Annotated in this window: 17 protein-coding genes; 7 read left to right on the top strand and 10 right to left on the bottom strand. The window is 50.1% G+C overall.

The window, feature by feature from the left end; all coding sequences use genetic code 11:
• Positions 1-31: 31 nt before the first annotated feature.
• Positions 32-907, top strand: coding sequence for an endonuclease I family protein (locus tag ACZ5ZV_RS13995; RefSeq protein WP_464117731.1), 876 nt, complete (start codon positions 32-34; stop codon positions 905-907).
• 294 nt (positions 908-1201) lie between these two features.
• Here the strand turns inward: ACZ5ZV_RS13995 and ACZ5ZV_RS13990 are convergent, their stop codons facing one another.
• The 4 genes from ACZ5ZV_RS13990 to ACZ5ZV_RS13975 form a co-directional block, all read right to left on the bottom strand.
• Positions 1202-5896 (bottom strand): hypothetical protein, encoded by a 4695-nt coding sequence (locus ACZ5ZV_RS13990; RefSeq protein WP_464117730.1) that lies wholly within the window; start codon positions 5894-5896, stop codon positions 1202-1204.
• A gap of 307 nt (positions 5897-6203) precedes the next feature.
• Entirely contained in the window at positions 6204-9152 is a 2949-nt protein-coding gene (gene pruA, locus ACZ5ZV_RS13985; RefSeq protein WP_464117729.1) for an L-glutamate gamma-semialdehyde dehydrogenase, read from the bottom strand.
• A gap of 105 nt (positions 9153-9257) precedes the next feature.
• Positions 9258-9845, bottom strand: a complete 588-nt coding sequence (locus tag ACZ5ZV_RS13980; RefSeq protein WP_464117727.1) for a fumarylacetoacetate hydrolase family protein — start codon at positions 9843-9845, stop codon at positions 9258-9260.
• Positions 9842-10333 carry a phosphoglycerate mutase family protein gene (locus ACZ5ZV_RS13975; protein WP_464117726.1) on the bottom strand — a complete coding sequence of 164 codons (492 nt, stop codon included), beginning with the start codon at positions 10331-10333 and terminating at the stop codon, positions 9842-9844. Before ACZ5ZV_RS13975 ends, ACZ5ZV_RS13980 begins: the two co-directional genes overlap by 4 nt.
• A gap of 78 nt (positions 10334-10411) precedes the next feature.
• On the opposite strand from ACZ5ZV_RS13975, the gene ACZ5ZV_RS13970 reads away from it, so the two are divergent.
• Positions 10412-11311, top strand: coding sequence for an Hsp33 family molecular chaperone HslO (locus ACZ5ZV_RS13970; RefSeq protein WP_464117725.1), 900 nt, complete (start codon positions 10412-10414; stop codon positions 11309-11311).
• Here the strand turns inward: ACZ5ZV_RS13970 and ACZ5ZV_RS13965 are convergent.
• Positions 11308-13500, bottom strand: a complete 2193-nt coding sequence (locus ACZ5ZV_RS13965) for a phospholipase D-like domain-containing protein (RefSeq protein WP_464117724.1) — start codon at positions 13498-13500, stop codon at positions 11308-11310. The two genes, ACZ5ZV_RS13970 and ACZ5ZV_RS13965, sit on opposite strands and share 4 nt — an antisense overlap.
• Positions 13501-13661: 161 nt before the next feature.
• Between ACZ5ZV_RS13965 and ACZ5ZV_RS13960 the strand changes: the two genes are divergently transcribed.
• Together ACZ5ZV_RS13960 and ACZ5ZV_RS13955 are read left to right on the top strand one after the other, a co-directional pair.
• Positions 13662-14858: a sensor histidine kinase gene (locus tag ACZ5ZV_RS13960; protein WP_464117723.1), complete on the top strand. Its 1197-nt coding sequence runs from the start codon at positions 13662-13664 to the stop codon at positions 14856-14858.
• 3 nt (positions 14859-14861) lie between these two features.
• Positions 14862-15524: a hypothetical protein gene (locus ACZ5ZV_RS13955; protein WP_464117722.1), complete on the top strand. Its 663-nt coding sequence runs from the start codon at positions 14862-14864 to the stop codon at positions 15522-15524.
• A gap of 3 nt (positions 15525-15527) precedes the next feature.
• Here the strand turns inward: ACZ5ZV_RS13955 and ACZ5ZV_RS13950 are convergent, their stop codons facing one another.
• The 4 genes from ACZ5ZV_RS13950 to ACZ5ZV_RS13935 are packed head-to-tail and all read right to left on the bottom strand — an operon-like array spanning position 15528 to position 18668.
• Positions 15528-16430: a hypothetical protein gene (locus ACZ5ZV_RS13950; RefSeq protein ID WP_464117720.1), complete on the bottom strand. Its 903-nt coding sequence runs from the start codon at positions 16428-16430 to the stop codon at positions 15528-15530.
• Positions 16430-16894, bottom strand: coding sequence for a hypothetical protein (locus ACZ5ZV_RS13945; protein WP_464117718.1), 465 nt, complete (start codon positions 16892-16894; stop codon positions 16430-16432). The genes ACZ5ZV_RS13950 and ACZ5ZV_RS13945 overlap by 1 nt, the downstream gene beginning before the upstream one ends.
• A 39-nt stretch (positions 16895-16933) precedes the next feature.
• The gene (locus ACZ5ZV_RS13940; protein WP_464117716.1) at positions 16934-17659 is read right to left on the bottom strand and encodes a coenzyme F420-0:L-glutamate ligase; all 726 of its coding nucleotides are present in this window, start codon (positions 17657-17659) and stop codon (positions 16934-16936) included.
• 1 nt (position 17660) lies between these two features.
• Positions 17661-18668, bottom strand: coding sequence for an isocitrate/isopropylmalate dehydrogenase family protein (locus ACZ5ZV_RS13935; protein WP_464121422.1), 1008 nt, complete (start codon positions 18666-18668; stop codon positions 17661-17663).
• 491 nt (positions 18669-19159) lie between these two features.
• Between ACZ5ZV_RS13935 and ACZ5ZV_RS13930 the strand changes: the two genes are divergently transcribed.
• The 3 genes from ACZ5ZV_RS13930 (at position 19160) to ACZ5ZV_RS13920 (ending at position 20536) form a co-directional block, all read left to right on the top strand.
• Positions 19160-19801, top strand: a complete 642-nt coding sequence (locus ACZ5ZV_RS13930) for a matrixin family metalloprotease (RefSeq protein WP_464117715.1) — start codon at positions 19160-19162, stop codon at positions 19799-19801.
• Positions 19802-19906: 105 nt separating this feature from the next.
• A complete protein-coding gene (locus tag ACZ5ZV_RS13925) occupies positions 19907-20134 on the top strand; it encodes a hypothetical protein (protein ID WP_464117713.1) in 228 nt (75 codons plus the stop codon).
• Positions 20135-20248: 114 nt separating this feature from the next.
• Positions 20249-20536: a helix-turn-helix transcriptional regulator gene (locus ACZ5ZV_RS13920; RefSeq protein ID WP_464117712.1), complete on the top strand. Its 288-nt coding sequence runs from the start codon at positions 20249-20251 to the stop codon at positions 20534-20536.
• Here ACZ5ZV_RS13920 and ACZ5ZV_RS13915 read toward each other — a convergent pair.
• A complete protein-coding gene (locus tag ACZ5ZV_RS13915; protein ID WP_464117710.1) occupies positions 20508-21758 on the bottom strand; it encodes an Hsp20/alpha crystallin family protein in 1251 nt (416 codons plus the stop codon). The two genes, ACZ5ZV_RS13920 and ACZ5ZV_RS13915, sit on opposite strands and share 29 nt — an antisense overlap.
• Between the last annotated feature and the right edge of the window lie 18 nt (positions 21759-21776).

The following is a 21776-nucleotide window of genomic DNA, read 5'->3' as shown; positions in this document are numbered from 1 at the left end:
AGATCACCCCCAAACCGAATGGTGGACCTGAATGAAGCAAATGCTGCTCATTAAGTCAGTGATTGTTTTTACATTGTTATCTTTTGTTGGTGTTGCGAATGCGGCGCCGTCTTCTCAACTGGTCCCATATTACGGGGAAGAGTTCTATCGCGATCTAAAAGCGGGGGCTTCCGGTGTGACCCTTCAAAATCGAATCAAAACTGTGATGCGCAACTATCATATGCTGGTGAAAGGTTCTTACGATCAAATCGTGAAGGCCTGCCCACAGGGACAAGGTCGTTGCTATGCTCACACGGCGATCGGGTACAATGCCGCAAGAGTGTTTTTAATGGGGAACTACTACTTGGTGAAAGAAGGCAATCAGTACGCGGTTCGCGATGTTTATTGCAACACCGAACGTGGCCCTGAGGATTTCAAGAGCTCTCAACCCTCTCCTGGCAAGATTCCGAATAACACGGTGATCAATGTTGAGCACACCTGGCCTCAAAGTAAATTCACACGCCGTTTCCCGGATGATGTTCAAAAGTCTGACTTGCATCACTTGTTCCCGACAGATTCCCAGCTCAATGCGATTCGCGGCAATCATCCTTTTGGTGAAGTGACGAAAGATCTGATGGATTTGAAATGCCCGGAATCTCGCTTCGGTATCGGAACTTCGGGTTCTGATGAGGTGTTTGAACCACCACAAAACCACCGTGGGAACGTGGCCCGTGCCTTGTTCTACTTCTCTTTGCGCTATGATCTTCCGATCGACCCTCAGCAGGAGCAAGTTCTGCGTAAATGGAATCAGGAAGACCCTGTTGATGAAGACGAGATGAAACGTAATATCGAAATCTACAAAGTTCAGGGCAACAGAAATCCGTTCGTGGACTTCCCAGAATTGGCCGACCGATTAAATGATTTCTAAGACTCATTAAAGTTGATGAGCTTCAAAAGCCAGCGTTGAGCTGGCTTTTTTCGTTTTCGGGGCAGGCTTGGGGCCGTTTGCTTAAGTTCTTTGCAAAATAGGGTGGATTTTTTGGCGCAGGGGCGAAATTCTTAAAAAATCTGTAATAAGACTCTTGCAATCGTGTTTTTGTTATGCTGCAATCATTTTTACGGGAGGGGTGATACCACGGAAGGTCTCGGGGAGCATGATGTTCTCACCTCTATTTTAATTAGATTAAGAAAGGCCACTGGAAACAGTGGCCTTTTTCTTTTTCTAGAACCGGGAAGCGCGAACCTGGTGCAGCATATTGATCGAGGTGCCCGCACCCATTGGAGTTCGGCAATAAAGTTTGTCTGCCGTTGTGAGCGCACAGAACATCGACCTGGTGGTGCCGGAATAATTCGTGGCTTTGAGTTTTGCAAAGGTCACACCGCCAGAAATCACAGTCGGTGGATTCAAGTAGTCACCCAGTTGCCAGAAGTGCACGGCGCCATCCGTTGTCAGAGCGATCAGTTCTCCATTGCCAACAGCGACTTCTTTATAGCTGGTCGGACTGTTCACCACCACAGGGACATTGCTAAAGCCACCGCCCCAACATTCCAGATTGGTTCCACTAATCCCGCAGGCAATCGAGTTGCCCAGCACCAGTTGGCTGTAAGTGCGACCGCCATCGGTCAGGGTGCCTGTGGAGTTGGCAGTGCTGTTGTGTCCCAGTTTCCCGGCTGAACCCGTACCCCAGCACCGCACTTGAGCGTTTTCCAGAATACCGCAGAAGCGGTCGTCGCTCAGTTTAATGTCAGTGTATTTATAGCCTGGATCCACGCTGATGGGGGTTGAGCTTGCGCCTGTGCGCATGATCGAGCCAGATCCCCAACAATACACCTCATTGTCCAAACTCAGGGCGCACGCGGCGTAGGTCGTACTTTGAATGAGGGGTTTGAACTTCACGCTGGTGGCCACCAATGTCGGGATCTGACTGGAGACGGAGGCACATACAGGCGCGGAACTAGAGCCCCATCGGTACAAGCTGCCAGCGCTGTTGATGGCATGCACACAGTAGTTTTCCGCCGTGGCCAGGGCTTGAATTGCCAGGCCTCCCGTGTGTACCAGATCCAATTTAGTATTCGTCGTGTCGTTGTCACCCAAAAGTCCATTGGTATTCACCCCTGTGCAGTAGGAAGAATCCGCAAGACTCAGGCAGATCACACCTCGAGAGGATATGACTTTGCCGCTGCTGAAGTCCACATTGGGCTGAGCTCGCAAGAGGGGATGACCCAGCATAGAGCAGTAGCCTCCTCCATCATTGCGGATGGCGCAGACGCGGCCATAGGCCGTGGCAAAGTCGCGATAGGATGAATAAAGATCGACAGCCTCAAGGACTGGAGTTGCCGTTTTAGGGATATCCCCATAGTTCGTGCCATCGCCGAAACAGTAAGGCATATCATCGTCCGACAAGCCGCAGATGGAGCCATCGTTGGTCTGAATGGTCTTCCAGACGATGTTCGTATTCAGCAGAGTCGGTGTCATATAGGTCCGGTCTGTCTGTGCGCTGTTATAACCGCCCTTGATTCCGGAACCCCAGCATTTCAGTTCATTGTTTTCAGTGATTGCACACACGTGATTGTCAGATCCGCTGATTTGCAGGTATTTCGTGGTTGAATTCACAACCGTCGGCGTTGGATTGTTGATCGTCGAGCCGTTGCCCAGCTGGTAAAGATTGTTGCGCCCCCAGCATTTGATTTGCTGAGTGTCGCGGGTGATGCCGCAGACATAGGTATAAGAAGTCACATCACTGTATTTGACCCCAGGGTCGACCTGGGTCAGGACGCTATAGGAGGCCGTACCATTGTTGGCGATTTGTTTATAGGTGTTATTGCCATAACAGTACAAATCATCAGCCAGAGAAATCGCACAGATCGTGGAAGATTGAGCAGCCACGACTTTTTTAAACTTCACCACACCGTCATCGATATAGTAAGGCGTGATAGGGGACGCCGAAACGTCCCAGCAGCGAACCCTGTCGTCGGAGGTGATGCCACAGGCTGTGTAGTATTTCAGACTGATGGACTTGTAAGTCACACCGGAGTCGACAATGGTGCCACTGAGGCCGCCCACGCCACCGCAGTACACTTGATTAGCCTCACTCAGGGCGCAGAAATTCATTCGCGTTCCAGTGACTTGTTTAAAGTTTGTACCCGCCTGGGTGATTGTGATTCCGGCGGTGGTCGCATTGGCCTCGCCCCAGACACGGATTTTACCGTCATCAGCCAGGGCCAGGAAAGAAGGCTGGGTGTAGTCCGAACCATGGGCGAAGCTGAGGATCTTTTTGTAACTGTTGGTTGTATTTTTAATGACGAATCTTTGTCGTGAGTTAATGCCAACAACAATGTCTGGCTGGTCTGTGTGCGTGATATAGACATCCAGATCCTTGTCGTTGGAATCCATTGTGTTGTTCAGAGTATCAAAGGTGATTTGCGCTGAAAGCTGACCTGCAGGAACCTCGATGTAACCCAGTCCCAGATTGTGATCGACCATGTAGATCGCATCCCCGGAAAGATTGTAGTAAACACGGACTGGAACCGTGGATACGGCATCCAGAGTCACGCTCACTGCGATGGCGGTCTGACCTTCCGTAAACTTTTTACTGGAGGCACTGAAGTTCACGGATTTTGGTAAAGCTTTTTTCCAAGTGCGGGTGGTGGCGACGGAATAGTCCTGCCAGAGGCCATTGAGTCCGTTAAGTCCCACCACACAGAGCACCATATTGTCGCCGTCGGCGTTGGTACTTTGACTGACGAAGATGCCAGTGGAGGAGCTGATTTCGGCGCTATAACCCGAGGAATTCGAGCAGACGGCATCTTTACCGAATTTATATTTAAAGGCACTGATTCCAGCTCCGCTGACCGTGAAGGCATGGCTGGCCTCTGAGGATTTCCCAACAGGTGCCCCAAAGATGGTGGCAAGCGTTGCTTGGGTGGAAAGTTTGGCAGTGAAGGCAAAGGAATCCTGCTGGGTCGAATTGAAAACAAGATTTCCGGCGATGTTAATGACGTCTTCGTTGTTTCCGGTCACGGTTTGAACGGACTGCCATTCCCCGTTGGTACAAGTGACAGTCGCAGGATTTGGAGCCGTGATGTTAATCGTGGCACTGTTCGGGTAGCAGGTTCCGCGCATGGTGAAGGTCGGGCCCACATAGCCATTGGCCACGGGGAATGTCGGTGTGACGTGGCGATTGATGGTGTAAGATCTTGTTGCCGAAGCTTGAGCGGTGCCTGCCAGCATCAGCTCAGCCGTGACGGTGATGGTTGTGTTGTTTGGGACATTTCCCAGCGCGAAGGACTTGGACCAGGTGCTTTGTGTCGTACAAGTGGTTTCACCGGAATAGGATCCAGAAATTTTAACTGTAGCGCCACCATCGCTGCAGGTTCCGCTTAGGTCCACGGAGTTGGTGATGTCCGCCACGGTGACTGGAGCTATAATTGAGATTTCCGGCGGAACATAGGCAATGGATGCCGAAGCACATTCAGACTCGTTGCCGAAAACGTCGCGGAAACGGGCTTTTAAGGACAGAGTCGAGTTGTTGGTCAACGCCGTAAACTGGTTCTGAGCCGCGATGGCCTTCCACGTCCCCCCGGCGGTGCACGAAGAGTCTTCAGTCAGATAGTATTCTTTCATGTAAGAGGGGACATCAAAGGACACACGCAAAGTTTTTGAACTGGTCTGTGTTGCGCCATCATTGATAATGATTTCCTGGCGGATGGCGTCCTTGGGCATCCAGTACAGAAGAAAGCCGCCTTGTGCGTTTTGGGCATCCGAGTTGAAATTGAATGTGAAAGGCCCAGGCTCTGTGCTGGTGAAAGCCTGCAGTCCAACAGGGGTAAACATGCCTGAAAAGGAATACAGTGTCAGACCATTTTGTCGGATGGATAAAATATCTTTATCGGTCTCGGTGGATAGAGTTGTTGCCGGCATGATATCCATGGCGGCTGTCGTGTTCACGGTAAAGGAGCAGTTTTCGTTGTTATTGTATCCGGGATTCTGCGAGTAAAGACTGCTTCGTACCACACCAAAGACGGCATTGGAAGAACCGCTCGAGCAAATATCATGAGAAGTGATCGGGTCGATGATGGGAATGCTGTCAGTGAAACACTGACTGACGATTCCAGTGGATGTTCGGAGCTTAGCTGAAACGAAATAGTTGGCGGGGGTTGAAGACGGCAAATTCCAAGGATGGTCACCAGTCGTGCGTGTCAGCCAATTATCGGAGCCCGTGCAGCTGTCGTTATTAAATAGAGTGTATTCGCTGAACACCTGGGGAATATAGAATCGCAGAGTCACTGATTGATCCATCGCAAGTTTCATCTGCATCGGATTGAGCAAAATGCCCATGGTACCGGAATAGACTTCAATCTTTTTCACAGAAGAAACATTTCCTGCGGCATCTTTAGCCTGCAGGAACAAATAGCTTTTCCCTTCGGGGAAAGTCATGTTGCTTTTCAGATTTGTGTAAGGTTCAGCAGCAAAAGTAAACAGATCCGTTACGGAAACAAAGGATCGGAAGGTGCATCTGTCATTCAGATTCTGGCACTCCCAACTAATGAATCCTTTATCATTCAGAATAATATCTGGCATGCTTAACAACTGTGGTGGAGTCGTGTCCTTGTTCAGTGTGACCGTTTCTGATTTCACCTTTTTGGAGGTGTCAGCCAACTCCACCTGTTCAACAATCAGTGAGGCTTCACCTTCTCCCAGTTCATGAACGTCCAGTGAGTATTGCCAGACGCCGGTGGAGGGGCAGTTCATCTTGCTGCGCTCGACCGAGTTGAGTTTGAAAGTGATTGGTCCCTCGGCTTTGTCACACTGACCCTCCAGGGTCAGTGTGGAGCCACTCAGATCCACATAGTTGTCTTCGATGTTGGTGATAAGTTTGAATTCTTCTTTTGTCAGGGTTTCAATGACGGAGTCCAAAGTACAGCCGCTTATCAGCAGTGCTGATAATACTACCGGGGTGTATGAAGAAATGATTCTTCGAAAACTGCTAATGAACGCTCCGTGGTGGCCCATGTTCATACTTATCGGAATCCAAAAGGTTTTTTGTGAAATTTCTAACAAAGATCTGTTCGGTTTTGTTCTAGGAAATTTCACTTAAATACAGACCGGAGTCCTGAATTTAATTTCTGTAAGGTTCGTGTCTCAATGTGGGAATCGAATTTCTGCAAAAAAAAAGCCCTCAGTTTTTGACTGAGGGCTTTGGGAATTTTAGTTTGGTGAAGGTCTATTCTTCCGCAGGAGCAAAACCACGGCGCAGAGTGTTCTCTGTCACGCACGCAGGCTCCATGTACTGTTTCAAATAATCCGGGCCCCCGGTTTTGGAACCGATACCAGACATTTTGAAGCCACCAAATGGATGACGATCCACCATCGCGCCCGTGATACCACGGTTCACGTACAAGTTACCCACTTCCAGTTCTTCTTTCACGCGAGCGATGTTCGCCGGACTTCTGGAGAACACACCGCCAGTCAGAGCGTACTCTGTGCTGTTGGCAATATCCAGGGCCTGATCCAAGTTCTTCGCGCGAATCACGGCCACAACCGGACCGAAGATTTCAGCTTGAGCCAGTTTTGCATCACCTGGAACATCGCCGAAGATTGTTGGAGGAACGAAGTAACCGCCACCAGGGACAGAGCCCTTGAAGAGCAGTTTGTGATTCTTTTCCGCCTCTGCGATTGTGCCCAAAATGCGGTCATAGGCTTCTTTGTCCACGACAGGACCCATGTACGCTTTTGGATTTTCAGCCGGGTGGATTTCGATGGATTTTGCTGTTTCAACCAAACGGTCTACAAAACGTTCGTAAACCTCATCCAGCACGATCACACGGCTGGCAGCAGAACATTTCTGACCACTGAAACCAAATGCAGAATAAATCACGCCGTCAACGGCTTCATCCAGATCCGCATCGTTGTCGATGATCACGGCATTCTTACCGCCCATTTCGATAATGCATCTCTTAACGTGCTGCTGGCCTGGCTGAACCACAGCCGCGCGGTTCATGATATGCAGACCCACGGCTTTGGATCCTGTGAAGGCGATGGTTGTCGTGTACTTGTGGTTCACGATGTATTCACCAACTTCTTCACCGAAGCCTGGAAGGAAGTTGATCACACCTTGTGGGAATCCAGCTTCCTGAATCATCTTCATCAAGCCCCAGGCAACCACAGAGGATTGCTCTGCAGGTTTCATGACCACGGTGTTTCCGGCAACAGCGGCCGCCGTCACCATGCCAGCCAGGATCGCCAGAGGGAAGTTCCAAGGAGCGATCACCGCAGTGACCCCACGGGATTTATAGATGTACTGGGACACTTCACCAGGCAAGCCACCCACGCGAAGTGGTTTTTGCAGCTCACGCATGTGACGGGCATAGTAGCGGCAGAAGTCGATCGCTTCACCGATATCACCATCAGCTTCCGCCCATGGTTTACCGACTTCCAGAACTTGTGTTGCGATCAACTTGAAGCGATCACGGGTCATGATGTCAGCCAGCTTGTCGACCAAAGCCGCGCGCTGTTCAGCAGGAACATTCTTCCATGTTTTGTAGGCCGTTTGCGCGGCTTGCATGGCTTGTTCAGCTTGCTCCGTCGTTGCCATCTGGATCTTGCCAACGATTTGGTCAGACTGGGATGGGTTCACTCGGTCAAAGACTTTGCCGGACTGAAGTTCCTTGTTGTTGATCACGATGTTCACGTTCACTGGCAAAGAGGCTTTCGCATCCGTCAGGGCTTTTTGCATTTTTTCGCGATCCGCTTTCACGGCAAAATCCAAAAGCGGTTCGTTGTAGAACTTGCCTGGTTTCTTTTGGATGGTTGCAGAAGTTGGAGTCAATCCTTGTGCTGGATCTTTCAAAAGCTCCGCCATGGATTTGTTGTCAGCAAATTTGCCACGCAACCAGGACTCATTGGACGTGTTTTCCAAAAGACGGCGAACCAGGTAAGCCATGCCCGGGATCAGTTCACCCACTGGAGCGTACTCACGCATGCGGTAGCCCATGTCCACGATGGTCTTTTTGATGGGTTCTGCCATTCCGTAAAGCATCTGGAATTCCAAAGCCTCTTTCGGGATGTTCAGTTTTTCTGCGTAAAGCATGCACGCCGCCAAAGTTCTGACGTTGTGAGAGGCAAAAGCAGGGCGGATGGATTTGATATTTTCCAGCAGGTATTTCGCGCAATGTTCGTAGTTTGCGTCGGATTCAGCTTTGTTGGTGTAAACCGGAATCGGCCAGCCACGCTGTTCGGCTTCGATGGTTTCGTAATCCCAGTAGGCTCCCTTAACAAGTCGAACCCAGAACGGAGTGCCACGTTTTTGCGCGAACTCTGTCAGGGATTTGACGTCTTCGAAGGAATCGCGCAGATAAGCCTGAATCACAATACCGAAGAACTTATAATTTTTGAATTCAGGCTCGTTGATCAGCTCTGTGAACACTTCCAGTGTCAGGTGTTTGACAGAGTACTGCTCCATATCCAGATTCACGAACACGCCTTTTTCCATGCCCAGACGGAACACCGGGCGCAGACGGTCCTTCAGAATTTTTTTGGATTCATCCCAGGCCGCATCTTTGATCTGGGAATAAAGTGCCGTCATTTTCACGGACACGTTCACTTTCGGCAAAGCACCTTCGTGATCGCGGTCGATCTGGGGAACTTCGTCCCACTTCTCGGCGTCTTTCGCCAGCCAAGTGATCAGCTCCATGTACTTGCTGCTGTAATCTTGCGCTTCTTTTTCAGACAAAGTCGCTTCACCCAAAATATCGACGGTGAAGGTCATTTTGTTTTTACGTGCCTTTTTTAGAACAGGCAGAGCTTCATCCGGGCTTTCACCAGTGATGAACATTTTTGCCATGCCCATGACATTCTTTTTGATCGCGCCCGCCATCAGGCCCGGTGCCAAAGAGCCCAAACCCAAGCCGACGTTGAATACTGGTGGCAGGGTGCCGCCGTCTTCAGAGAAGTATTCTTTCAGGTGGCGCGCCACTTCATCCCCGGAGTTGATGGAAGGAAGCACATCCACGAAACGGAACATGTTGGTTTTGAATTTTTCGTTTTTCATACTCCATTCCATGATGGAGCCATACCAGAAATCTTTGGAGAAGATGGAAGCCTTGGACTGGCTCTCCATGCGTTTAAGGATTTCTTCGCCACGGGAGACAATTTGCGACTGAATGTCGTTCATATGCATTTACCTCTATAGAGGGCCGCATATTCGCTCTGCAAATTCAAAAATTCAAGCTTTAGTGTTCCACAAAAGCGCCCGGAAACAGGCGCTTGACGCAAATGGCTAGCGGACGTTCCAGGTGTGTTTTATTTTGCCCACGATCTCGGCTTCCAAAACGTCGCCACGACGAATAGGACCGACTCCGGCAGGGGTGCCGGTCAGAAGCAGGTCACCGGGGACCACAGGGAAGTGCTGACGGACGAAATCCAGCAGCTTTTCATAGCCAAAAATCATCTGGGAGGTGTTGCCCTTTTGGCGGACCTCGCCGTTGATTTTTAGAATAATTTCAAGGTTTTTCAACTCCTCCAGATCCGTCACGGCAAAGAAGCCAGAAAGCGGGCAGGATTCCTTAAAACTCTTCGCCAAAGTCCAGGGGTGGCCTTTGGATTTAAGCTGGTTTTGTTTGTTTCTTTCAGTCAGATCCAAAGCGATGCAGGCCTCATCAATCTGCAGATTTTCATCAAATTGCAATGCCAGCTCCACCTCGTGATGAATTTCCGTGGCCCATTCAGGAAGGTGAATTTCTTTCGCAGCCAGGGAGGCAGAACTTCCGGCCTTCAAAAACAGCATCGGCACTGTCGGAACTTCGTTCCCCAGTTCCTTGGCGTGATCGGCATAGTTGCGGCCTACGGCCCAGATGTTCTGAATCATGGTTGAATCCTTTTGAGTTCGATAAATTCAAAAATTCCGTCGGCATTGACGTGAAAACCCACGTGCTGTGCCGGGCTCCAGTGGGAAAACTCAGAATCGGACAAGTCTTTGTCAGAAGGCGCCACCGCCATGGCTTCCACCACCCAGTCATAATGGGAACACATGAAGATCACAGCTTCTTTTTGAGTCGCGGCGTTTTCCAGGGTTTTACTGATGCGCAAGCGAAACTCAGTCACGGTTTCATCGGACTTTTGTTCCAGCAGGGCATCTTGAATCACGAGGGGAAGTCCGAAATGCTGGGACAGGGGACGAAAGGTGCTGTGCGTGCGTTTCTTCGGGGACACCCAAAGTTCGGTCGGCCGGGGCAGCTCCTCTTTAAGCACCTTGTCGAGTAATTTGGAAGCTTGAGCATGTCCCTCCGGCGTCAGATCCGGATCTCCGGAAAAATCCATGGCTTTTTGGGCGTGTCTAAAGACGTAGATCTTCATGGGAATAAGCTCTCTTCACTTGAAATTAGGGACTTGCTTTGTTAGGTTTCATTTTTCCACAAAGTCCGGGAGTTTGTCATGAGTAAAGAACGGGTTCATCGCTTCGTATCCAAAGATCTGACTTTGCGTATTGCCGCAGTCAATGCCACAGAAGTCGTTCGACATATGCAAAACCTGCAAAACACGTATCCTCTGGCCACGGTGGCTGTGGGGCGTAGCATGGTGGGTGCGCTTTTGATGGCGGCCCAACTGAAAGATGATCAAATGGTGGGCTTGTTGTTCCGTGGTAATGGTCCTTTGGGAAGTGTCTATGCGGAAGCTTCCTATAACGGCCATGTGCGCGGCTATACCGCCAATCCGCAATATCAACCTGAAAATTATGACAACGGTTTAAGTCTTAAGGAAGCCATCGGCATCGGACTTCTCAGTGTTGCCCGACATCAGCCATTCCAAAAGCAGCCGTTCCAGGGAACTGTGGAATTGGTCAGTGGTGAAATCGGGCAGGACATTGCTCACTATCTTCACCAGTCTCACCAGATCCGTTCACTGGTGTCTTTGGGTGTTTATCTGGATACTTACGGGAAAGTTCAATCTGCGGGCGGCGTATTGATCGAAGTCATGCCGGGTGTGGATGAAACGATGGTGGAAAGAATCCAGAAAAACTACGACGACAAAAAACCGAATATTTCGAAAATGCTTTTGGATGGGGCATCGGCGGAAGATCTGATCAAGCCGTTCTTGGATGGCATTGCGTATGAAGAACTGGAACATGAACACCCAGTGGAATACTACTGTCCTTGCACGAAAGATCGTGTGATGCGCGCGTTGGAACTTCTGTCCAATGAGGATCTGGAAGACATGATCCAAAAACAAGAACCCGTGCACGTGACCTGTCAGGTGTGCGGTCGCCCTTACGATATCTCAATTCCTGAGGTTCAGGCGTTGAAAGAAAAACTGTACAAGGACTCCCTTCACTAGAAGTAAGAGTCCCCCCAGTCGATCAAAGTGGAGTTGATCCAGCCCACTTTTTCCGCAGCGGTGATACGACGGCCCTTGCTGATATAGTCGAGGGCTTCTTTGCGCATTTCCATGGCGGTTGGTCCATGCAGAATCAGAACCCCACTTTCGGTGTCGTGGATGAAGCTGCGACGATTCATATTCACGCTGCTGATGAAGCTTAATTTTTTGTCAATCACCAGAATTTTGGCATGCATGATGGAATTGTCCTGAGTCCACTCATAGATCTCGACATCTTTTAAGTGTCGATTGATGCCCTGTTTGTTGACGTCTTCCGCGATTTTCGGAGTGCCATCGCCAGCCAGATGAATACGGGTGATGATTTTAGCTTTCACCCCTCGTTGCACGGCACGGTCCAGCGCCGCACTGATAGCCACAGACGGGCGGAAGTAAGGCGTGGTCAGCAGCAGCTCACTTTGTGCTGAATCGAACATGTCGATATAGAATTTTTCCAACTGATAGCCGTCAAAGTAAGGCATGGACGTGATATGGCGGACCACAGGAGTTGATTCGGGCAGGGCTCGCAGCCTTGCGACTTGATCCAACGAAGCCTCTTTCGGGACGTTCACGTTGGTTGAGCGATAGCGCTGTGATTCCGGATCACGCATCCAGAAAGCCAACATCTGCGCCATGACGGATTTGACGAAGTTATAACCGCGAATTTCGATTTCAAAGTCGTCATAGTAAATGTAGTCCTCTTCTCCGTCGCCATAATTTTTCAGGAACTTATAGGCTTTATAGAAAGGTCTATCACTGAAAATGTAGGAATCACGGATATTGCGTCCCCCGGTGATCAGGAAGCTTGCTTTAGGATCCGTTGATGAATGTCCGATCATCAGTTTTGTGTGGTTCACGCGGTGGAACTTATCCAGCCAGCCACCGTTGTTCTGGTCAGACACTGTGTATCGGTAATACTGTACTTTGATGTTTGGAAGGCCCTGCTGCAGACGACTTAAAATCGCCTTGTCCTTGCGGGTCATGGTCACTTCCGGAACCAGGATGCGAATCTGGGTGCCTTGCTGGCCATGATAGCGAAGAGCACTGGACATGACCATGCCATAGAAGTCAGCTGAAAAGTTCAGTGAAGAGACCCAGATGACATCAAACTTCGGGGCTTTTGAAAAATCCAGCTCAGCCATCGGATTCTTCCGGTCAAAGTCTTTGCGCTTCAGCGGAGAGCCCGTCAACGCCAGAATCTTTTGGTTCATGGACTTATAAGGGTCACGCAGATTCACCAGCTTATCGAAAGTCTGAGGACAAGTGGTGTAGTTAAAGTCCTGAGTCCAGAAGAACGCCGAAGGGTCTTTACCGAAGTTGCCTTCGGGGCGTGCACAGATGTCGATGTGATTGGTCAGTTTGATCCACTCATTGGTGGCGCGACCAATATCGACCAGTTGCAGGCCATTGGACCACGTTTTGGATCTTTCGGGATCGCGGAAATAGAACTTGCAGTAATTCACGGCCGGGGAGAACTTCACGCGCACACGCTGACCGTTTTCCTGATTATAGTACCAGTTGAATTCATAGACCCGGCTGCGTGTTTCGCCTGAAAAGATCCATTTCCCCGGATGAATGATGTCGGCATCACATTCCAGACGGGCTTTAAGATATTTTTTCTGATTATCCTGCCGATCATGGGGAAAATGCGTGCTAACAGGCAGATCATTTTCAAAACGCAGGGTGTAGCTATTATAGAAGTTGTGTTCAATAGGGAAGGCGCCCTGAGGCATGCCAAGTTTAAAGTCATCCATGGACTTGATGGTGATGACTTCCTCTTTGTCAAACAGGCGAGGGCGGAAAGAGGCTGCAAACCAAGGCCCGATACCGGACCATTCCCGCAGGAATAGTTTTGAAGACAGCTGGCGGATCTCCTGACTTCTTTCTGTCAGTAAAGACTCAACTCGACCCCAGTCTTTGTCATTGGGATTCAGCTTGCGATCAAACGTGGCGTTCGGCAGGCCTTTTTGGAAGAGCTCCTGGTTGTATTCCCAGTCTTTGTTCCAATAATGGGAAAGCTCAATATCAATTTCCTGAATTCGATTGGCACGTTCATCGTCGTACATGATGGAGCTTGGGGCCCGCTGAGGACCCGTACAAGCGGAAAATAGACTGACGGCAGCGACAAGGCCACCCAACCACATCAATTTCATATTTACTAAAACGGTTCAGGACGCTGAAAAGTTAACGATTTTCCCCAAGATAATTCAAAAAAGTAATGTGGACCACGCACGTCTCTTGTCAACTTCCTAGACACCTCGAAACCTCACAGTGGCCCGGGCAAGCTGGTTCACGGTTTGCTGGATGTGATGATATGGAAAATACAAAAGTATTGTCTCAAAATGGGATGCCGGGAAAATGGCTTACGGTCTTTGTGCTGGTAAGCATCGCCGTGGCTGTTTTGAGTTTTACTTTTGAAGTGCAAAGGGCCCGCAGTTCGGTGGAGCAATACGTCGGCATTTGGGAAGATGACATTGCCCGTGCGAAGCTGTTTCAGGGCGATCCTAGTTTGCAGAATAAAATTCTGAGCCAGTTGAAGGAAGTTCACCCGGCTGTGGTGAAAAGTGAAGTGCAAAAGCCCGAGTCCTTGCAGTGCCTGTTTTCAACTCAGGTTCCGATCACCCTGAACTCGTTGCCTGCAGGAAATATTGCGGTCTGTTTCGGGACATCCGAACTGGCGATCAAAGCCATGACCTCGCCCCTGTTTATGTTGGGGTTGGTGCTGGGTCTGATGTTTTTGGGCTGGTCTTACCGCCGTGACTTTATGGCGCGGCTGCATGAACAAAAGTTGGAAGCGGAACTGGCTCTGTCCCGGGAAATTTCTCAGATTTCACGTCAGGTGGCTCACGATATTCGTGGTCCATTGATGGCGTTGACCACTTTAAGTCAGCTTTCTCACGAAATGAGCTCAGAGAAAAAAGAACTTTTTGATCATGCGGTTTCCCGGATTAAAGGCATTGCCGAAGATCTGTTAAGTCGCAGTCGCAAATCCTCTGTGACTGGCAGTGCTGTGGTGGTCACTGCGAATCAGCAGGATTTAACCTCTTTGCTGGAATCTTTGCTGAAGGAATACCGCTTCTCAAATCCGCAGGTCAACTTCACCTGGCACAAACATATTCATTCGCCTGAAGTCAAAGTGACTTTGGATTCCATCAAGCTTCAGCGTGTTGTGAGCAATCTGCTGAATAACTCATTGGAAGCCCTTCCCGAAAAAGAGGCATCGATCAATCTGACTTTGATGGAACGTCAGGATCATTGGCTGTTGCAGATCATGGACAACGGATGTGGGATCCCCGAAGAGATCCTGCCACAGTTGACTCAGGAAGGGGTCAGCTACGGAAAAGAGAAAGGCAACGGGCTGGGTTTGTATGATGCCAAAAAAGCTTTGCAGTCCGTGGGTGGTGATTTGCAGATTCGCTCCCGTGTGGGGGTCGGCACTCAGGTGGTGCTCAGCATTCCCAAACCGGCTCATTCCGAACTTGACCCTGATCTGGGAGCTGCTCATTCTTAATCCATGCACAAGACGTGGAAGTATCTGGCTGTAAAAAACGAACAGGAACTTAAAGATTACCTGCGACTGCAGAAGCTGGCGCTTCATCGTGGCACCCCCGGATGGATCATGATCTGGCTTTTCTCGGTCTGTGCCTTAATCTGTGTTGTTGGCAGTGCTTTTTTTGTTTCTTTGGTTCAAGAAGGCGGGCTGCATTGGTGGTCGGGTTACGGTTCGGCGTTGATGATGTTGCTTTTGACTGCGGTGTTTGTTTTTGCGGCCCGGGTTTTTCATCGCGCGCGCAAGTCTGATATTCTGCGTGGATACCTGCTGCATCCGAACGACTATGCGTTCGTAAAAGGGACACTAAAAGAATTTTCTTATATGACCGGTGACAACCGAAGCATGTCCCGCTATCACGTTCAAGGCGAAGCTGAAGGGCCTGGCAGAGAGACTTTGTTCGTGAGTGAATTCTTTGAGTCCTCTATTTGGCCTTTCACCACGCCCGAACAGGATCGGCAGATTCTGGAAGGAGACGACTGGTATGATCTCAAGGGGAAGCGGGCCACACTTCCGGTATCAGCATACTTTTTGTGTCCCAAGAACAACCCCAAGGTGGCCATTTTAGTGGGTGTTGATCATGACGTTATTGTCGAGGCACTTAAACGCAGCAAAATGAGACTGTAACGTCTACTGATCCAGCTCGATCCCCAGAACGTTCTCGATGGTTTTTTCGTAGATGTCCTTCTTATGAGTTTTGCTGGGGGCGATCTCTTTTCTTCGGACAGACCCAGCAGATTCCGGAAAAGCCACGAACAGATCCTTTTCCTTTCCTTCCGTGGTCAAATCAAACTTGAACTCCAGACCTTTGCATGAGGCCAGCAAAGACACCGGGCCTTTGAATGTTTTGGCAGGTGTGATTTGCAGCTCGCTGATATTCAGGGTCGTGATTTTGATTTTCAGCTCGGACTCTTGCGGGTTTTCAATATTTTCAATGGCGCAGGGGAACGTGAGCAGAACCGGGCTTTGTGAGCCGATATGCACCAGAGGTTTGAAATCAGGCGCGGTGGGGGCGGACGTCAGCTGCATGCTGCTGACCACCAGACCCCAGGGGTTTTCCAGGGTTCGTTCGGTGTTGTTCAGGCGGATCTGTGTTTGTATGTACAGGTCATTTTTTTGGGAATTTTCGGTGATACGCAGATGCACCTGGGTTTGATAGGAGCCATCAGGCAGCTGCTTCAGGCCCAGCAGACGACCGGCTTGGGACATGTTTTTTTGCTGAATTTTTTCCCGCAGGCGACTGACTTCGCGAATGCGTTCTTCGCTTAATTTAGGGGACATCAAAAAAGCCAAGGAAGTTTGCGACTGCCAGAAGTTGTTGGAGTCGTAGTTGAAATAGCGCTCCAGATACTGGCGCAGAAAAGTCATTTTTTCCATTTCGCCCAGTTGCATGTTTTGCAGGGATTCCTTGCCGGCATCCATGGTGACGGCGACAACCCGGGGATTGTTCTTCAGCTGCCAGTACAGGTAAGTCACAGTGCTGGCCCAGATAAGACTGGCGCCAAGAAGAAGAAGCAAAATACGCGTCTTCATTATTCAGCCTTGTCCAAAGGAAGGATTTCAATCATCTGATCGCGGTGGTACTTTTTGTTCGGGCCTTCATCGACCCACTGGTCGATTTTATAAAGTTTGATCTTGGCTTTACCGCTTTGGAAATACTTCTTGTCAGCCTTGCCGGTCGTTTCCTTTAGCAGGGTGGCAGGTCCATTCTGGAAAAAGTCCAGCTGTGCCTTCATTTTCTCTGTTTCCAGGCGCATGACTTCCATATCTTTTTCGTCGCTATAGTAGAAGTTTGCAGCCAATGCTGAAATCACACCGATAATGCCACCCCAGTACATCGCGTGAAGTTCGGGGCGTTCATCTGCCGGGGCCGTGGCCGCGCCGATAACGGCTCCGACGCCGATTCCGATCCCCGTGGTCGCAAGGCGACTTTTTTGGTTGGTGGCACAAGACGAAAGCAAGAAGCAAAATCCAAGAAGCAAAGACATTGATTTCATATAATCAATGCTAAGTTTAAAACCTGTTTCAGGCAAATGCTACTTCATGAGATGTTGGTAAAGGGGCAGGTACATGTCCTCGGCCGGCGGGATTTCCAGATCCGAACGCAATGGTCGGGGATTGAATGTGACAGGGGCATTGTGAATCACAGCTAATGGGCATCTTTCCGCCGCTTCACCCATCATCAGCACGGCGGCTGTGGCCAGACTGTCTGCCAGATTGATTTTAGTCATCTTTAGTTCGCGACCAAAGATGTCTTTTTCTCCGATCATATTGCGAACGGGATCAAATCCCGCAAAAGACAGGGCGGCCCCAACCACACCATGGCGCAGGGGACTGGTGTGAGAGTCCGTAACAAGAATTCCCAGATTCTTTAAGCCCAGTTTCGCACAAAGATCCAGGCGCAGTTTTTCTGCAGAGGCATAGGGATCCTGCGGGTAAAGAATATAGTCACCACTTTCAGAGTTGGATTCATCGATACCAGCTGCGGGCAGCAGCAGGCCGTGTTTGATGGTCAGGCTGACGCCGTGGCCAATCTCGCCCAGATAATGATCCGCCTCACGACGGATCAGAGTTTTTTTATCAATGCTGTCATGGGCCTGCAGACGATTTTCCGCCAGGCTCACGATCTTGGAAGTGATGGCAAGAAGGGCTCCTTCCTGCCACAGGGACTTTGGAACCTGGGCCACGACGAACTCGGCCAGATCATCACCTTGATGGAAGATCGCAGTCTGAATCGGCGAGATCGTCAGGGCTTGTGCCATATTACTGGGCACCCAGGCGCTGGATGATCGCATCAGTGAAGGACACCGTGGTGCCACGACCGCCCAGATCGCCGGTGCGGGCATTGACGTCAGACAAGGCGGCAATCAAGGCTTTCATGATCGCGTCGGCTTTGCCGTTTTCGCCCACGTGTTGAAGCATCATGACTGCAGATTGCAACAGCGCGGTTGGATTGGCTTTGTTTTGTCCTGCAATGTCCGGAGCAGAGCCGTGAACAGCTTCAAAGATCGCGTGGTTGGCGCCGATGTTAGCACCCGGAACAATACCCAGGCCTCCGACAAGTCCCGCGCAGATATCAGAAAGAATATCGCCATACAGGTTTTCGGTGACAATCACATCGAACTGCTGAGGCTTCATCACTAGTTGCATGCAGGCATTATCCACGATCACATCCTTGGTGGTGATCTCCGGGTACTGCCAGCCGACTTCCTGTGCAACCTTCAAGAACAGGCCGTCGGACAACTTCATGATGTTGGCCTTATGGACAATCGCCACGCGCTGTTTGCCGGTTTTTTGTGCCAGGTCGTAAGCATAACGGGCAATACGTTCTGAACCTTTGCGTGTGATACGTTTGATGCTTTCAGCGGTGTTTTCATCAACCATGCGCTCGATACCGGCGTACAGGTCCTCGGTGTTTTCGCGCACGATGGTCAGATCCACATCCGAGCACACGCACTGAACGCCAGGCAAGGAGCGAACAGGGCGAACGTTGGCATACAAATCAAACTTCTGTCGCATCGTCACGTTGATAGACTTGTGACCGCCGCCCACTGGAGTCGTGGTGGGGCCTTTGATTGCCAGTTTGTTTTTATTGATGGAGTCGAGAGTGGTTTGTGGCAGAAGTTCGCCAACAGAATTTAAGGCGATTTCACCGGCCTGATGCTCTTCATATTCAAACGGAGCATGCACATGTTTAAGAACGCGCACCACCTGAGTCATAATTTCAGGACCGATGCCATCACCGGGGATCACAGTCAGTTTCATCATTATTTCGGCCTTTCGTTGAAGGTCCCTGTTTTATCAAAAACGCGGCCTGTTTCCAAGGGCCACAGCATCGCGCGCGAGCTGGTAGGTGGAGCTTTTTTAGGCTCCCTACCAGGAAAGGCAGGATGTGGGGTGGGTTGTGTGGGCCACGAAGGAATCCCCGGTTGGGGTGGGGCCCGATGGTCTCATTTCGAGACTTGTCTTAGGACTAAAGCAAGGCGCGGGCCACACCTGTTGGAGCCCTTTTGCACCACACTTTGCGGCGAGGGGGTGTGCAAAGCTTGGACAGGTGAAAGGTCATATAAAATCAATAACTTACGAGTTTTTCGGGGGGCTGTCTGTAAAACAGACGGGTTTTTCTGGCCAATGCTCATTTTACGGGCCTTGATGGTCGGGTGGTGAAAACAGTCGTGAATACAGCATCTTAGGGGCTGGCTCGGACCTCGGCGCCAGTGGCCCTTTCCTTGTATTGGTATGAAGGCAAAGGAGGTCGCTCCATGTTGAAGTGGCTTGGGATCAGTTTGATCCTTACTGTAGCTTTATCCATTCAAGCCTGTGCACCGAAGTCTCAAGAAGACTGCGGATTCGTGCAAAACGTGTATGGCGAGCGTATCTCCTGGAAAAGTGATGTTCCAGTGACTATGCATCTGCATGAGTCTGTTCCTGACTCGATGGTTCCGGCTATTCGCAGTGCCGCTGCAACCTGGGCTCGCACTGCCGGGCGCGACATCATTAAAATCGTGGAATACCCTCGAGAGACCGGTCCTCTGAACCCCCACAAAGATGGCCGTAATGTGATCTATTTCATGAATACGTGGGAAGCGAACCGCTCCTCTGAGCAAGGGCGCACCAGTGTTTACTGGATTGGGGACCTGATCAAGGAAGCCGATATCCGCCTGAATGCCGCAGACTTTAGTTTCTATTGGAATGGCAGTGGATTGACGACAGCGGCAAAACCAGAGCGAAAAAGCTCGTCTCCAGTCAATATTGAGGCTTTGGTTCTTCACGAGATGGGCCATGTCCTGGGCTTAAAACACAAAGACAATAATGGGTCTGTGATGGCGACGTATCTTTCCAGCGGGGATGATCGTGTGAATCTGGCCGGCACGGACACAGCGTCCTTGCAGTGTGAATACTAGCAAGCCGTGTAAAATGTCCATGTAAGTTTATTTAAGTTGTTGGAATAGAAAAAAGCTAACTAGACTTTGATTTCGCGCCTGAGAAAACGGGTGAAGGAGACTAAAATGAGAGTGATCAATCTTGAAAATGCACAAGTGGAAACAACCGCTGCAGAATCTTTTGAGCCCTCTATTTCTCCTGTGACCCACAAGTCTTATCATGAGCTGGCAGATACTCCGGTAGTGGAGAGCGATGCTCTGGCGCAGTTGCACACGAATCTTGAAATGCTTCAAGATCTTCAGTCCCGTCTTGCTTTTGTAATGCGCGAAGTACGCTATTTGATGAAAGCATAGTGATTCCCAGTCGTTTCGGCCGGAACAGCGATGTCTCCAGCCTAGGTGGAAAAAAGATGTCGAGCATACTTGTGTATGATGACAGATAGTTTGCATTCCGATGTAATCTCACATATGAAACGGCAACTCTCGGAATTTCAGACTTACTTCCAATCTCATTTTGACCAATGGGGCCTTACAAAAACCGAATGCGAAGTTGGAAGTCTGATTCTGTCAGGCATGAGCCTTCGTGAAATTGCCGATCTGCGTGGCACGTCGGAGACCACGACCAGACAACAAGCTCTCAGTCTATACAAAAAAGCCAGTGTGGAGGGTCGTCATGAGTTGGCGGCGTACTTCCTGGAGCACCTGCTTGTGCGGTTTCAGGAGTATACTAAGCTTTGCGTTCAAAGCGGTTCGTAAGACCTTTTGGAATACGGTAGGTGACCCAATCGCCGTCGCGTTCGCGGGTCATGCCTTCGGTGATCACGGGCTTATCAAAAGTAAATTCTTCGCGGAAGGTCTGGAAGTTCGAACTGCTGACCGTTTTACCATCGTCTTCCACTTTGTCTTTGAATGAACGCTGACCGGAAATCGTTGCACGGTCTTTTTGGATCGTGACTTTCACGGCGTCTTTTTCATGCTCAGGAACAAATGCCCTCAGAATATAGAAGTCCGGATTTTCGCGCAGGTAGCTGCCGCGATCTTCAATTTTATAGAAGGGATCTGATTCTTTATCAGAGTATTTGGAAGCAGCTTTGACAAAGTCTTTGCGTGTTTCAGCAAGTTCCCGGACGTAGCGCTTTTTTTGAATACTGGCGGCCTCGCGCTGGGCCTCCTCGGTCTTTTGATAGTTGCTTTGGAAACGCTCGTGTTGGTTGCTCAACTCGTTTTCATAGGCTTTTTTGTGATGAGTCAGCCGGTCACTGTACTGGGTGTTGAGCCGTTCTTCACGGGATTCCCAGTGCTTCTGCTGCTGTTCATAGCGCTTGGTAAAGTCGTTGCTCTGACGTTCCAGTTTTTTATCCTGCTGTTCGTGTTCGTGGGCGATTTCATTTTCACCCCGGGCGCGCAGTTCGTTGTATTCTTTTTCGTTGCGTGTACGCAGCCGTTCCTGATTGACCTGACCACGTTCGACCTCGCCTTGCAGGCGGGTGTCGTTCAGCTGGCGTTGTTGCTCCAGGCGTTTGCCGCTGAATTCATTGATCTGTGCCATGTCTTTGTTGTACTTGGCTTTGGCACCGCGAAGGTCCTCTTCGGTTTTGGCGCGAACATAGTCAATGCGATCGCTGGCGTTCTGCTCGATACGGGCCACCTGAGCCTTAGCATCTTGTTTTGCCTGCGCCAGTTGTTCGGCTCTTTTGTCGCGGGTGGTGGACAGTTTTTGATCGTAGTCTTCCTGCAGGGCACGGGTTTTGGCATTGTACTTTTCAGTCAGTTGCTGACGTTCCAGATGAGCGTCTTGTGAAGTCTCCTGCTGGCGCTTGCGGATATGATTGATGGCAGCTTCGTTCTGCTCTTGAAGGCCGCTTTTTTTGTCGCTGTAGTATTCTTTCAGATCGGCGAGCTCGTTTTCATTTTCTTTAACGAGCTGCTTTTTTTTGCGTGCGTGATCGGCTTGAACCTCGTTCAAATCCGCTTGCATGGCTTTTCTCGTGGAACT

This window comes from Bdellovibrio sp. HAGR004, from assembly GCF_055397015.1.
Note: the sequence above shows the minus strand (reverse complement) of the source record. Positions and strands in the feature narration are given on the sequence as shown.

Coding starts and splice junctions, on each gene's coding strand:
- ACZ5ZV_RS13955 (WP_464117722.1), top strand. CDS start 14,862: ATGCACAAGACGTGGAAGTATCTGGCTGTAAAAAACGAACAGGAACTT.
- ACZ5ZV_RS13980 (WP_464117727.1), bottom strand. CDS start 9,845: ATGATTCAGAACATCTGGGCCGTAGGCCGCAACTATGCCGATCACGCC.
- ACZ5ZV_RS13920 (WP_464117712.1), top strand. CDS start 20,249: ATGAAACGGCAACTCTCGGAATTTCAGACTTACTTCCAATCTCATTTT.
- ACZ5ZV_RS13960 (WP_464117723.1), top strand. CDS start 13,662: ATGGAAAATACAAAAGTATTGTCTCAAAATGGGATGCCGGGAAAATGG.
- ACZ5ZV_RS13930 (WP_464117715.1), top strand. CDS start 19,160: ATGTTGAAGTGGCTTGGGATCAGTTTGATCCTTACTGTAGCTTTATCC.
- ACZ5ZV_RS13975 (WP_464117726.1), bottom strand. CDS start 10,333: ATGAAGATCTACGTCTTTAGACACGCCCAAAAAGCCATGGATTTTTCC.
- ACZ5ZV_RS13950 (WP_464117720.1), bottom strand. CDS start 16,430: ATGAAGACGCGTATTTTGCTTCTTCTTCTTGGCGCCAGTCTTATCTGG.
- ACZ5ZV_RS13925 (WP_464117713.1), top strand. CDS start 19,907: ATGAGAGTGATCAATCTTGAAAATGCACAAGTGGAAACAACCGCTGCA.
- ACZ5ZV_RS13945 (WP_464117718.1), bottom strand. CDS start 16,894: ATGAAATCAATGTCTTTGCTTCTTGGATTTTGCTTCTTGCTTTCGTCT.
- pruA (WP_464117729.1), bottom strand. CDS start 9,152: ATGAACGACATTCAGTCGCAAATTGTCTCCCGTGGCGAAGAAATCCTT.
- ACZ5ZV_RS13970 (WP_464117725.1), top strand. CDS start 10,412: ATGAGTAAAGAACGGGTTCATCGCTTCGTATCCAAAGATCTGACTTTG.
- ACZ5ZV_RS13940 (WP_464117716.1), bottom strand. CDS start 17,659: ATGGCACAAGCCCTGACGATCTCGCCGATTCAGACTGCGATCTTCCAT.
- ACZ5ZV_RS13995 (WP_464117731.1), top strand. CDS start 32: ATGAAGCAAATGCTGCTCATTAAGTCAGTGATTGTTTTTACATTGTTA.
- ACZ5ZV_RS13915 (WP_464117710.1), bottom strand. CDS start 21,758: ATGCAAGCGGATTTGAACGAGGTTCAAGCCGATCACGCACGCAAAAAA.
- ACZ5ZV_RS13965 (WP_464117724.1), bottom strand. CDS start 13,500: ATGAAATTGATGTGGTTGGGTGGCCTTGTCGCTGCCGTCAGTCTATTT.